General features: G+C 62.7%; 13 protein-coding genes. 9 read left to right on the top strand and 4 right to left on the bottom strand.

Annotated features, from left to right (window positions below):
• The first annotated feature begins 27 nt into the window (after positions 1-27).
• Positions 28-2,421, top strand: coding sequence for a DUF4175 domain-containing protein (locus TR36_RS02640; protein WP_062762323.1), 2,394 nt, complete (start codon positions 28-30; stop codon positions 2,419-2,421).
• Here the strand turns inward: TR36_RS02640 and TR36_RS02635 are convergent, their stop codons facing one another.
• Entirely contained in the window at positions 2,422-2,997 is a 576-nt protein-coding gene (locus tag TR36_RS02635; protein ID WP_045387631.1) for a zinc-ribbon domain-containing protein, read from the bottom strand.
• A gap of 115 nt (positions 2,998-3,112) precedes the next feature.
• Here TR36_RS02635 and TR36_RS02630 point away from each other — a divergent pair, with 115 nt between their 5' ends.
• Genes TR36_RS02630 through TR36_RS02620 form a run of 3 tightly spaced genes read left to right on the top strand, consistent with a single transcriptional unit; the run spans position 3,113 to position 5,393 of the window.
• The gene (locus TR36_RS02630; RefSeq protein WP_045388731.1) at positions 3,113-3,784 is read left to right on the top strand and encodes a cell division ATP-binding protein FtsE; all 672 of its coding nucleotides are present in this window, start codon (positions 3,113-3,115) and stop codon (positions 3,782-3,784) included.
• Complete coding sequence (locus TR36_RS02625) at positions 3,781-4,686, top strand: ABC transporter permease (RefSeq protein WP_045387634.1); 906 nt, start codon at positions 3,781-3,783, stop codon at positions 4,684-4,686. The genes TR36_RS02630 and TR36_RS02625 overlap by 4 nt, the downstream gene beginning before the upstream one ends.
• Positions 4,686-5,393 carry a 1-acyl-sn-glycerol-3-phosphate acyltransferase gene (locus TR36_RS02620; RefSeq protein WP_045387637.1) on the top strand — a complete coding sequence of 236 codons (708 nt, stop codon included), beginning with the start codon at positions 4,686-4,688 and terminating at the stop codon, positions 5,391-5,393. Before TR36_RS02625 ends, TR36_RS02620 begins: the two co-directional genes overlap by 1 nt.
• On the opposite strand, the gene TR36_RS02615 is transcribed toward TR36_RS02620, so the two are convergent.
• The gene (locus TR36_RS02615; protein ID WP_045387640.1) at positions 5,390-6,349 is read right to left on the bottom strand and encodes an acetyl-CoA carboxylase carboxyltransferase subunit alpha; all 960 of its coding nucleotides are present in this window, start codon (positions 6,347-6,349) and stop codon (positions 5,390-5,392) included. The genes TR36_RS02620 and TR36_RS02615 overlap by 4 nt on opposite strands.
• A 430-nt stretch (positions 6,350-6,779) precedes the next feature.
• Between TR36_RS02615 and dgcN the strand changes: the two genes are divergently transcribed.
• Genes dgcN through TR36_RS02600 form a run of 3 tightly spaced genes read left to right on the top strand, consistent with a single transcriptional unit; the run spans position 6,780 to position 9,635 of the window.
• Entirely contained in the window at positions 6,780-7,781 is a 1,002-nt protein-coding gene (gene dgcN, locus TR36_RS02610) for an N-acetyltransferase DgcN (RefSeq protein ID WP_045388734.1), read from the top strand.
• 25 nt (positions 7,782-7,806) lie between these two features.
• Positions 7,807-8,769, top strand: coding sequence for an N-acetyl-D-Glu racemase DgcA (gene dgcA, locus TR36_RS02605; protein WP_045387643.1), 963 nt, complete (start codon positions 7,807-7,809; stop codon positions 8,767-8,769).
• A 2-nt stretch (positions 8,770-8,771) separates the two neighbouring features.
• Positions 8,772-9,635 carry a D-amino-acid transaminase gene (locus TR36_RS02600; RefSeq protein WP_045387646.1) on the top strand — a complete coding sequence of 288 codons (864 nt, stop codon included), beginning with the start codon at positions 8,772-8,774 and terminating at the stop codon, positions 9,633-9,635.
• Positions 9,636-9,651: 16 nt separating this feature from the next.
• Here TR36_RS02600 and TR36_RS02595 read toward each other — a convergent pair whose 3' ends face one another.
• Together TR36_RS02595 and TR36_RS02590 are read right to left on the bottom strand one after the other, a co-directional pair.
• Positions 9,652-9,831, bottom strand: coding sequence for a hypothetical protein (locus TR36_RS02595; protein ID WP_045387649.1), 180 nt, complete (start codon positions 9,829-9,831; stop codon positions 9,652-9,654).
• 84 nt (positions 9,832-9,915) lie between these two features.
• Positions 9,916-10,650 carry an N-formylglutamate amidohydrolase gene (locus tag TR36_RS02590; RefSeq protein ID WP_045387652.1) on the bottom strand — a complete coding sequence of 245 codons (735 nt, stop codon included), beginning with the start codon at positions 10,648-10,650 and terminating at the stop codon, positions 9,916-9,918.
• Positions 10,651-10,780: 130 nt separating this feature from the next.
• Between TR36_RS02590 and pyk the strand changes: the two genes are divergently transcribed.
• Positions 10,781-12,226 (top strand): pyruvate kinase, encoded by a 1,446-nt coding sequence (pyk, locus tag TR36_RS02585; protein ID WP_045387655.1) that lies wholly within the window; start codon positions 10,781-10,783, stop codon positions 12,224-12,226.
• A 111-nt stretch (positions 12,227-12,337) separates the two neighbouring features.
• Entirely contained in the window at positions 12,338-12,538 is a 201-nt protein-coding gene (rpmI, locus tag TR36_RS02580) for a 50S ribosomal protein L35 (RefSeq protein WP_045387658.1), read from the top strand.
• Position 12,539 lies beyond the last annotated feature (1 nt).

Genomic DNA, 12,539 nt, shown 5'->3' with positions numbered 1-12,539 from the left:
CAATTATGGCCACGTAAGGCAGGTGGAATGACCGGCAACGATACGATCCTCAAGCGGCTGATCTGGCCCATCCGGCTGACATGGGCCGGATTATGGGCCGAACGTCTGTCACGGTCATTCTGGCCGCTCTGGACCATCGCGCTTCTGACATTCGCCATTCTGGCCTTTGGCGTACAGGACCAATTGCCGCTGGAGGTCCTCTGGGCCTGGATGGTGATCGTGGTTCTGGGCGGGATCGCTTCGGTCGTTTACGGCATCCGCACCTTCCGCCGTCCAAGGCGGGCCGAGGCGATTGCCCGCCTTGATGCCGCTATGCCCGGCCAGCCGATTGCGGCATGGCACGATACGCAGGCCATCGGCGCTACCGATCCCGCATCTGCCGCAGTATGGCAGGCACACCGCGAACGGATGGCGAAACGTGCAGCCGCGGCCCGCGCCGTGCCACCCCGGCCCGATCTGGCCGCACGCGATCCCTTCGCCCTGCGCTATGTGGCGCTGACGGCGCTGGTGGCCGCGCTGATGTTCGGCTCGGTCTGGCGGGTCGCCACGGTATCCGATCTCGCCACCGGCGGGGCTGCCGCAACCACCGGTCCGCAATGGGAGGCATGGGTCCAGCCCCCCTCCTATACCGGCAAACCCTCGCTATATCTGAATGACCTGACGGCAGGACCGGTAGACGCGCCCCAGGGCAGTCGTATCCAGATCCGGCTCTATGGCGCGCCAGGCGCCCTGACCGTGGATGAAACCGTCTCTGCCCGAACCGAGGCCGCCACCGCCTCCGATCCCCGGCAGGACTTCGTGCTGAACCGCTCCGGCACCCTGACGATCGCCGGTAACGACGGTCGCGAATGGTCCTTGCGGATGATCCCCGACATGCCGCCCCGCATCAGCGGCCCCGCCGACATGGAGCGCGAGACGAGCGGGGAAATGCGCCTGCCCTTTCAGGCCGAGGATGATTACGGGGTCACAGCCGCCAATGCCACCATCGCATTGGACATGCCCGCCATTGACCGCCGTTATGGCCTGACCGTCGATCCCGAGGCGCGCGACCCCATCACGCTGGATCTGCCTTTGCCCATCGCCGGTGATCGTCGCAAGTTCTCCGAGGTGCTGACACAGGATCTGGCGCAGCATCCCTTTGCCAATCTGCCCGTCACCATCAGCCTTGTCGCCACGGATGCCGCCGGTCAATCCGGCACGGCAGAACCCTTGCACGTCACCCTGCCCGGCAAGCGGTTCTTCGATCCACTGGCCTCGGCGTTGATCGAAATGCGGCGCGATCTGCTGTGGTCCCGCGCGAATGCCCCGCGGGTGGGCGAGGTGCTGCGGGCGATCACCTATCGCCCCGAGGGGCTTTTCACCAACGAACGCGCCTTTCTCCGGCTGCGCGTGCTGACACGGGAACTGTCATCGCAGGCCACGACCCTGACCCCCGAGGCGCGGGACGGCATTGCGGCGCAATTGTGGGAAATCGCCCTGCTGATCGAAGAGGGCAACCCCGATTCCGCCCTTGAACGCATGCGTCAGGCACAGGACCGCCTGTCACAGGCAATGCGCGACGGTGCCGATCCTTCGGAGATCGAAGACCTGATGCGCGACCTGCGGGAAGCCACCGACGATTACATCAGCAAATTGGCCGAAGACGCCCGACAGAACCCCGACAGTCAGCAGGCGCAGGGGGAAACACAGGAACTGTCCAGCGACCAGTTGCAACAGATGATGGACCGGATCCAGCAGTTGATGAACGAAGGCCGCATGGCCGAAGCCCAACAGCTCATGGAGCAGCTGCGCCAGCTCATGGACAATCTTCAGGTTGCCGAAGGCGGCAATGGCGAAGGGAGCGGACAAAGCGGAATGCAGGGCCTGCAGCAAACACTGCGCGACCAGCAGGAGCTGTCGGACGATGCCTTTAGGAACCTGCAGGATGCCGACCCCGGCCAGGGCAGCAGGGATCTGGCGGATCGCCAGCGTGCGTTGCGCGATCAACTCGGAGAGCTGGGTGACTTGCCCGATGGGGCCGATCAGGGACAGCAAAGCCTGGACCGGGCCCGCCGCGCGATGGAGCAGGCGGAACAGGCCCTTCGGGAGGGCGATACCTCGGGCGCATTGGACCGGCAGGCACAGGCAATGGAGGAAATGCGCGAGGGGCTTCGCCAGTTCGACCAGGCACTTGCCGAAGAAGGGAACCCCGGTTCGGATACCGCCGAGGACGGGAATGACGGTGCCCCCGACAAGGACCCGCTTGGACGCGCTACGGGCGAAGGCCGGCGGATCGGATCGGATGACAACCTAAACCAGAGTGAAGACGAATTGCGTCGCCGCGCCGAGGAACTGCTGGGGGAAATCCGCCGTCGCTCCGGAGAGCAGTCGCGCCCCGAGGCGGAGCGTGACTATCTGCGGCGGCTGCTGGATTTCTTCTGATCAGCGGACCTTCTGGACCTGTCGCTGGATCAGGTCGTCGAACCACAGGCGGGCATCATCCACGGCATCCGTGTACCGGGCCAAGGGGGGCGCCAATGCGGGCGCTTCCTGCGACAGACGGGGCGCACCGACATAGACCGCCGCCGCCAGCGCCAAGGGCAATGTCGCCAACAGGAAGCCCGACATGAATCCCCCGCCACCGCGACCCGCCCGACTGTCGGCGGGCATTGCGGCAGATGGCGTATCAGGCACGGGTACGCCTTCGCGGCGCCGCGCCGCAGCCTCGCGCTCGGCCTCTTCGCGCAACAACTGTCGAAAATCGGCGGGCGGAACGGCGGCTATGCCCAGCGGAGTTTCTGCGGGAAATTCGTCATCCGGCTCCGGTTCGGGCGGAAGGTCCGGCGGGGGCATCCGGGGGCGTGCGGGGCGCGGTGCGTCATGGCCCAGTGCCGCAACCACCGGATACTGGACCCATTCATGCCCGCAGGCCGAACATTCCACCTCCCGCCCGCTGGCGGGAATGGCATCCGCACTGACCTCGTAATGCGCGCCGCAACGCGGGCAGCCTAGACGCATACGTTTATCCCCCAGTTTTCGATGTTGTAGCAATGATACGAATGCTATCCAAGCCTCGGACGTTGTAACCCGCCCGACCCTTGGGCAAAGTTGCACCAAACGCGTGGAGAACCCTGTGATCGCCTTCGAGAACGTCGCCTACAGCTATGGCGGAGGAGAGTTATTGAGCGGCGTCGATCTGACACTGCAACCCGGATCGTTCCATTTCCTGACCGGCCCATCCGGCGCGGGCAAATCGACGCTTTTGAAGCTGTGCTATGGCGAACTGCTGTCAACCAAGGGGCGTGTCGTGCTGTTCGACCGGGACATCCGCGGTGTCGGACGCGACGGTCTGGCACGGATGCGCCGCAGGGTCGGCGTCGTGCAACAGGACTGCCAGTTTCTGGACCACCTTTCGGTTGCCGCGAATGTGACCCTTCCGCTGAGTGTGACCGGCCGAGAAGGAGATCCACAGGACCTGTCGGATCTGTTGGGCTGGGTCGGGCTGACACATCTGGCCGGGGCACGTCCGCCGCAGCTTTCGGGCGGGGAACGCCAGCGCGCGGCTTTGGCGCGCGCGGTGATTACATCCCCCGATGTAATGCTTGCGGATGAACCCACAGGCAATCTTGATTGGGAGATGTCGTTGCGGTTGCTGACATTGCTGGTGGAACTGAACCGGATGGGCAAGACCATCCTGATCGCCACCCATGACATGAACCTGATCCGCGCGGCCAAGACGCAGGTCGCCGCACGGGTGCTGCGGATCAAGGGCGGGCGCGTCGAACTGGCGGGGGCGGAACTATGAGCGGTCTGGGAACGGCATTGCGCGATCTGGTCCGCCCCGATCCGGGCGCGGACCGTCTGGTTCCACCGACGGGCATGGGATCATGGCTGACGGTGTTCACGGCCGGCGTAATGGCCTTTCTGGCGGTTTTCGCCCTTGCCCTGTCGCTTGCGTCGGGACGGCTGGCGGATCGCTGGGCCGATGCGCTGGCCCGCACCTCGACCATCCGTATTTCCGCCGAAGGGGCACAGGTTGCAGCCCAGACCGAGGCAGTGCTGGCGCTGCTGGCCACCACGCCCGGCGTTGCCAGCGCCCGCGCATTGAGCGAAACCGAAGAGCGGGCCTTGCTTGTGCCATGGTTCGGCAGCGACCTGCCGCTAGAGGATCTGCCAATTCCGCAGTTGATCGAAGTGACGGAGGAGGGCAGCGGCTACGATGCCGAAGGCCTGCGCCTCCGGCTGGAGGCCGAGGCCCCCGGAGCCGTGCTGGACGATCATGCCCGCTGGCGCCAGCCTCTGGCCGAAGCGGCCAGTCGCCTGCGGTTCCTGGGATGGGGCGCGCTGTTGCTGATTCTGGCAACCACCGGTGCGATCATCACGCTGGCCGCCAATGCCTCCCTTTCGGCGAATGAATCGATTCTGAAGGTTCTGCGCCAGATCGGCGCGCAGGATGCCTATATTGCCCGTGCGTTCGTGCGACGGTTCACATTGCGGACATTGGGCGGGGCCGCCACAGGGGTGGTCTGCGGCCTGATTGCCGTATGGATTCTGCCGTCGGGGGATACCACGGGCGGCTTTCTGACGGGCCTCGGTTTCTCGGGAAGCAGCTGGCTGCTGCCATGGCTGCTGCCCGTGCTATGCGCCATTGTGGCCTTTGTCGCGACCCGCGCCGCTGCATTCCGCAAACTGGCCGAGATGACCTGATGCCCCGCCCCGCCCTGATCCAGAAACTGCTGTCGCTCCTGTTTACCTTGCAGATGTACATGGTGATGGCGGTGCTGGGTCTGGTGATGCTGCCGGCGGCACTCGTCTCACCCGAGGGGGCGCGGCGCGCGTGCAAGGCCTATTGCCACTGGGTGCGCTGGACGGCGCGCTGGATGGTTGGCATCCGTACCGAAGTGCGGGGCCCTGTTCCTGCGGGCCCTGCGCTGGTTGCGGCAAAGCACCAGTCGTTTCTGGATGTGCTGATGATTTTCGCAGCCCTGCCCCGTCCTCGATTCGTGATGAAGGCAGAGCTTTTGCGGATGCCCGTGTTCGGCTGGTATGCAACAAGGCTTGGATGCATTCCCGTATCACGGGGCGGCGGTGCATCCGCGATTGCCGAGCTGATCGCAGCCGCCCGCACAGGCGCGCCCTCCCAGCTGGTCATCTATCCGCAGGGTGCGCGCCTGAAACCGGGAACGATCGCGCCCTATAAATACGGTGTTGCGGCATTGTATGAAGCGTTGGATCTGCCCTGCGTACCCGTAGCGGCCCACACCGGGCACGTATGGCCATTGGGCCCATGGCGTCATGCGGGGGTGGCAGTGGTCGAATTCCTGCCGCAGATTGCCCCCGGCATGGACCCGGCGGACTTTTTGCGGCGGCTGGAGGCGGATATCGAACCCGCCTCCGACAGGTTGGCTTCTTAGGCCGAAAGACCCTTGCTGCCCATGCGCAGAAACTTCTGCCGGCGGTCCTTGATCAACGTTTCACGCGGTTTACCCGTCAGATCCTTGAGCATGGCCGCAATCGCCTTGCCCACAGCTTCGATCGTTTCATCCCGTCCGCGCTGTGCCCCGCCTAGCGGTTCCTGAATGATCCGGTCGATCACACCCAGCTTCTGCAGATCTTGCGCGGTCAGACGAAGGGCATCGGCCGCTTCACGCATCTTGTCGGCATCTTTCCACAGGATCGACGCGCATCCTTCGGGCGAGATGACGGAATAGACCGAATGCTCCAGCATCGCGACGCGGTTGCCCGCGGCAAAGGCGACGGCCCCGCCGGATCCGCCCTCACCGATGACGGTAGCGATCAACGGAACACCGATCTCGAGACATTTCATGGTGGATCGGGCAATGGCCTCGGACTGCCCACGCTCTTCCGCGCCCTTTCCCGGATAGGCACCGGGTGTGTCGATCAGCGTGATGACGGGCAGGTTGTAGCGGTCGGCCATATCCATCAGGCGGATCGCCTTGCGATACCCCTCCGGACGGGCCATGCCGAAATTGCGCTCAATCCGGCTTTTGGTGTCATTGCCCTTTTCATGGCCGATCACCATCACCGGCTGGTCATGGAACCGCGCCAGACCGCCCATGACGGCATGGTCGTCGGCAAAATTGCGGTCACCGGCCAGCGGTGTGTATTCTGTAAACAACGCGTCGATGTAATTCTTGCAATGCGGACGCTCTGCGTGGCGGGCCACCTGCGTCTTCTGCCAAGCGGTCAGCCCCTTGTACATGTCGCGCAGCATTTGCTCTGCCTTGCGATCAAGGGCGGCTGCCTCTTTCTCGATGTCCATCTTCTCGTTCTGGCGGGCCATGGCCCGAAGCTCTTCAGCCTTGCCCTCGATCTCGGCCAGCGGCTTCTCGAATTCCAGATATTGCATGGTTCGGTCCCTGATGGATGCTGGTGGTCTATATGCCCGCAGATTTTCCGCGATGCAACTAGAGGGCCGAAACGGTAACGCCCCGAGGCATGACCTCGAGGCGTTCCGTCCTCCCTGGATTGACTGCGGGTAGCCTCCCCGCCTCCGCAGCCGGTATTCAGGTTGATGATATTCGCATCATCTATGCAGTCAGACTGATCGAAAAGAATGCACCCTGTCAACAAATCTTTACAAAAATGTGACGGGCCGCGCATTCCCCCGCTTTGCGGGGATTTGTTGCTAGCACATCAATCCAGGCGCGATTTTATTTTACTTATCCGAAATATAATCGAATATTCTTCACCACTATCGACAATGCAATGCCAACAACGCGAAGCTATTTCACGGCATAGATCGTAAGGTCAGCACAGATCATTGAATGGAGTTTGCCATGATTCAGACGCCTTATCTGTTGTTCCTCGGCGATGCCCCCGACGCATTGGCTGCAAAAGTCGCGCAGGGCATCAAGGACTGGCGTCCGGACTTTGCCGCCGCTCAGTTCCGCATGGAAGGCTGCAAGGCCGACATGGGCCTGACGGACATGTCGCTGGCCGAGGCGAAAGCCGCGGGAATCAAGACATTGGTCATCGGCGTGGCAAACCGCGGCGGCGTCATCAGCCCTGCGTGGAAGAAGATCCTTGTCGAGGCACTGGAGCAGGGATTCGATATTGCCTCGGGTCTGCACAATCTGCTGCGGGACGAACCGGATCTGGTGGCCGCTGCCAAAGCGAACGGCCGTACCCTGCATGACGTGCGCGTCCCGTCGGTCCAATATCCGATCGCCAACGGCAAGAAGCGCATCGGCAAACGAATGCTGGCCGTGGGTACGGATTGTTCCATCGGGAAGATGTACACCGCGCTGTGCGTGGAAAAGGAAATGCGCGCACGGGGCATGGCCGCCGACTTCCGCGCCACCGGACAAACAGGCATCCTGATCACCGGGGGCGGCGTGCCGCTGGATGCCGTGATCGCGGATTTCATGGCGGGTTCGATCGAATACCTGACCCCCGACAACGATGCTGACCATTGGGATCTGATCGAAGGTCAGGGATCATTGTACCATGTATCCTACTCCGGGGTGACGCTGGCCCTGATCCACGGCGGCCAACCCGATGCATTGATCGTGTGCCACGAACCCACGCGGGACCACATGCGCGGCCTGCCGGAATACAAGCTTCCCACAATTGCCGCCGTCCGCGACACGGCGCTGGCACTGGCACGCGTGGCCAACCCCGATTGCGTGGTGGCCGGATATTCGATCAATACCCAGCACATGAACGAAGAAGATGCCAAAGCCTATATCGCCAAGGTAGAGGCCGAGTTGGGCCTGCCCGCCACGGACCCCTACCGCTTTGGGGCGGGCAAGCTGGTCGATGCATTGGCAGGCCTGTGAGTCACGCACAAAGGAGTATCGTGGCATGATCGAAGTACTGGCCCAAACCTTCAAACTGGCACAGGTCTTTACGATCAGCCGCGGTTCACGCACGGAAACCAATGTCATTGCGGTCAAGATATCCCGCGGCGGCGTGGTGGGCTGGGGGGAATGTCTGCCCTACGCCCGCTATGATGAAACCCTGGAAAGCGTAGCCGCACAGATCGCGACCGTCCCTGAAGGCGTGACACGGGCCGAATTGCAGGGGCTTCTGCCCGCAGGCGCAGCCCGGAACGCCCTGGATTGCGCCCTTTGGGATCTGGAGGCCAAGGCCACGGGCAAGCGGGTATGGGAACTGGCAGGGCTACCGGCTCCGAAACCGGAAATCACCGCTTACACCCTGTCGCTGGACACACCGGAAAACATGCGCGCTGCCGCCGCCAAGAATGCCCACCGCCCGCTGCTGAAGATCAAGCTGGGCACGCCCGATGACATGCCCCGGCTGGAGGCCGTTCGCTCCGGCGCCCCGAACACCACGATCATCGTCGATGCGAACGAAGGCTGGACGGCGGATGTCTACTCCGACCTGGCGCCGCATCTGGTGCGGATGGGTGTGGCGATGGTGGAACAGCCGCTGCCCGCCGGGGATGACGGAATGCTGGCCGAAATTGCACGCCCCCTGCCCGTCTGCGCGGATGAGGCCTGCCATGACCGCGCCAGCCTGCCCCACCTCAAGGGCAAATATGATGTGATCAACATCAAGCTGGACAAGACCGGCGGCCTGACCGAGGCGCTGGCCCTGAAAGAAGCGGCCTTGGCCGAAGGCTACGGGCTGATGGTCGGCTGCATGGTCGGAACCAGCCTTGCCATGGCCCCGGCCCTGCTGGTTGCGCAGGGTGCCAGCTTTGTCGACCTTGACGGACCGCTGCTTCTGGCCGAAGACCGTGACCACCCGCTGACCTTCGATCAGGCCGGCGTCCACCCGTCCGACGCGAAACTCTGGGGATGACCATGACACGCACAGTCTATGTAAACGGCAACTACCTGCCCGAGAACGAAGCCACGATCTCTATCTTTGATCGCGGGTTCCTGATGGCCGACGCGGTCTATGAGGTCACCTCGGTACTGGACGGCAAGCTGCTGGATTATGCGGGCCATGAAGCGCGCCTGCAGCGTTCACTGTCGGAACTGGGCATGGCGAATCCCTGCACTGCCGAGGAATTGCTGCAGGTCCACCGAGACCTGGTGGAAAAGAACGGCATCGTGAACGGTCTGATCTATCTGCAGATCAGCCGCGGAAATGGCGGCGATCGCAGCTTCATCTTCCCCGATGCAGCCACGGTTCCCTCGACAATCGTGCTGTTCACGCAGGACGTTCCAGATCTGGCGAACCCGCCTGCGGCCTCCAAAGGCATCAAGGTCATTGCGTTCGAGGATCTTCGCTGGGGCCGCCGCGACATCAAAACGGTACAACTCCTGTGGCCATCTCTGGCAAAAATGGCCGCGAAAAAGGCCGGATGTGATGATGCATTCTTTGTGATGGACGGCCTTGTGACCGAAGGGTCCTCCAACAACGCCTATATCGTGAAGGGTGGCAAGATCATCACGCGCCCCCTGTCCAATGACATCCTGCACGGCATCACCCGCGCAGCGCTCCTGACCTATGCAGCCGAAGCGCAGATGGTCGTGGAAGAGCGCCCCTTCACCATCGAAGAAGCTAAATCGGCGGATGAGGCCTTCATCACGGGTGCATCGACCTTCGTAATGCCGGTGATCGAGGTTGATGGTGCCACCATCGGCTCCGGTACGCCTGGCCCTGTGGCCAAGCGTCTGCGTGAACTCTATCTGAGCGAAGGCCGCAAGGCGGCCATCTGATTCGGCGTGGCCCCGGTTAACCCCGGGGCGCGCTTTCCCGTAGCCACAGGTCGGCCACGTCGATCGCATCCTCGGTGGCATGCTCGACCCCCGAGCCTGCCTCGAAGCCCATCAGCGCCTCATCTTCCGGCCATTCGGATGCCAAGGCAGGGCCCATTCCGCCCAGCATCATCATTGCCGCAAACAGTCGTAACATCGCAAACCTCCATCTTGGTGTCGCAAAAGCAAGATGGTCGAGGATGCGGGTAACGTCAAAACGCTGCTGCGTGATGCGGCGAAATCACTCCAGATCGGCGACGGCGGCCGTAATGATGGGGGCCAGACGGGCCGCCCAGCTTTCCTGCGCCCCGGCTGTGCCGATCAGATCGTTGCGCACCTCGATCAGGGTGTTCAGTCTGCCCACCTGAAGCGCATGCCGGTCGATCGCATCACCCGGCAGGTGGCCCATGTAGGGTTCGTTATCCCCAACCACCAGATCGGATTCGGCCTGCAGCCGGGCGATCAGCCTGTTGCTGAGGCGGCTGTCCAGATGGGAATGCAGCACCCCCACATGCCACGGGCGCGAGGGGCGCCCCCGCAAACAGGGCGTGAAACTGTGGATGGCAACGATCACCGTATCCGGCCGCCGCGCCGCCAGCCGTGCCAGTGCGGCATGATAGGGGCGATGCAACGTGGCCAGTCGCCGCTCCGTTTCGGCAGCATCGGCATGGCGATTGGCGGGAATGATTGTGCCGTCATAAAGGCGCATCAGCAGGGTCGGATCATCCTCTCCGCGATTCGGATCGATCACCAGCCGTGAAAAATCCGAAAGCACCGCCGTGCATCCCAGATGATCCGCAAGGGCAACGGACAGGCCTGCAGCCCCCACGTCATAGGCGATATGCCGCTCCATATCCGCGGCCGCGATCCCCAGATTACCGCCGTTCACATCCTGCGGCACCCGGTTGGACGCATGGTCACAGGTGATTAAAATACGCGCATCACGCGCCTCGCCGTGGATTCGAAAGGGCTGCACGGGGGATTTCCTGTCGTATTTTGTTGCCACGGGGGGTATATGCCGGAACGAAAGTAAACATTCCAGTTGCGTGGATGTTGTACGCTAACATGAAAGCGGGCAGAACATCTGCAACGGATGGGAGAATTAAATGAGACGCCTTCGCAACGTCAAGATCGTGGCCACCCTGGGCCCGGCTTCGAGCAGCTATGAAATGATCCGCGCCTTGTTTGAGGCCGGTGCAGACGTGTTCCGCCTGAACATGAGCCACGGCAGCCATGATGATATCCGTGCACGCCACGAAATCATCCGGCAGATCGAAAAAGACACCGGCCGCCCGATCGGGATTCTGGCCGACCTTCAGGGACCAAAGCTTCGCGTCGGCATTTTCGGCAGCGACACGGCCGAGCTGGTCGAAGGTGCCGCGTTCCGTCTGGACCTGTCGGACGAGCCGGGCGACGCTGCCCGCGTCTGCCTGCCGCACCCCGAAATCTTTGCGGCGCTGGAGCCGGGCTCTGCCCTGCTGGTCAATGACGGCAAGATCCGCCTGCAGGTGGAACGTTGCGGTCCCGATTTTGCCGAATGCAAGGTCATCGTCGGTGGAACGATTTCCAACCGCAAGGGCGTGAACGTGCCGGACGTTGTCCTGCCGCTGGCCGCACTTTCGGCCAAGGACCGCAAGGATCTGGAATTCGTCTGTGAGCTGGGCTGTGACTGGCTGGCCCTGTCGTTCGTACAGCGCCCCGAAGATGTTCTGGAAGCACGCGAACTGGCCAAGGGCCGCGCCGCGATCCTGTCGAAGATCGAAAAGCCTGCGGCCGTAAAGGCCTATGACGCGATTCTCGAAGTTTCCGACGGCATCATGGTCGCCCGCGGTGACCTGGGTGTCGAACTGCCCGTCCATGCGGTTCCTCCGATCCAGAAGCGTCTGGTTCGCGGCGCACGCGCGGCAGCCAAACCGGTGATTGTGGCCACACAGATGCTGGAATCGATGATCGAATCGCCGATCCCGACACGCGCCGAAGTATCCGATGTTTCCGGTGCGATCTATGAAGGTGCGGATGCGGTCATGCTCTCGGCAGAATCGGCAGCCGGCCAATATCCGATCGAAGCCGTGAAAACGATGAACAACGTCGCCATCTCGGTCGAAAGCGATCGCACCTACCGCGAGGTCATCGAGGCCAGCCGCCGGGCAGAGCGCTCGTCGGTGGCGGATGCCATCGTGGCTGCGGCCCGTGAAATCGCGGAAAGCACCCCGATCAAGGCAATTTGCTGCTTCTCGCAAACCGGCACGACCGTGTCGCTGGTCGCGCGCGAGCGGCCGCGGGTTCCGATCATGGCATTGACACCATTGATGGAAACCGCCCGCCGCATGACCCTGACATGGGGCACGCATTGCGCCATCACGCCGGTACAACACCGCTTCAAGGGTGCTGTTCTGGCCGCAGCCAAGGCTGCACGTGAAGACGGTTTCGCCACCACCGAGGAATCGGTCGTGGTCATGGCGGGTGTGCCCTTCAACCGTGCGGGCACGACCAACATCCTGCGCGTCGCGCCCTGCGACGAATCGAAGATCACCAACGCAGAAACCGAATAACCCTTGCGGGGGGCGGCTTTTGACCCTACAAGCCGCCCCCTGAATACCCGCGCGCCCGGCCAATGCGGCATTGCCGAGGCGCACGTTCACAACTCGTAAGAGGAGATAGAAATGCCCAAGATGAAGACCAAATCGGCCGCCAAGAAGCGCTTCAGCTTCACGGCCTCCGGCAAGGTGAAAGCCGGCCCGGCCGGCAAGCGCCACGGCATGATCAAGCGTTCGACGAAATTCATCCGCGACGTTACAGGAACAATGATCCTGTGCGCATCGGACGAGAAAATCGTTAAAAAATACATGCCGTATAACCGGTAAG

Source organism: Falsirhodobacter sp. alg1, assembly GCF_000739715.2.
Lineage (GTDB): Bacteria > Pseudomonadota > Alphaproteobacteria > Rhodobacterales > Rhodobacteraceae > Falsirhodobacter.
This window is presented reverse-complemented; position numbering and strand designations above follow the sequence as displayed.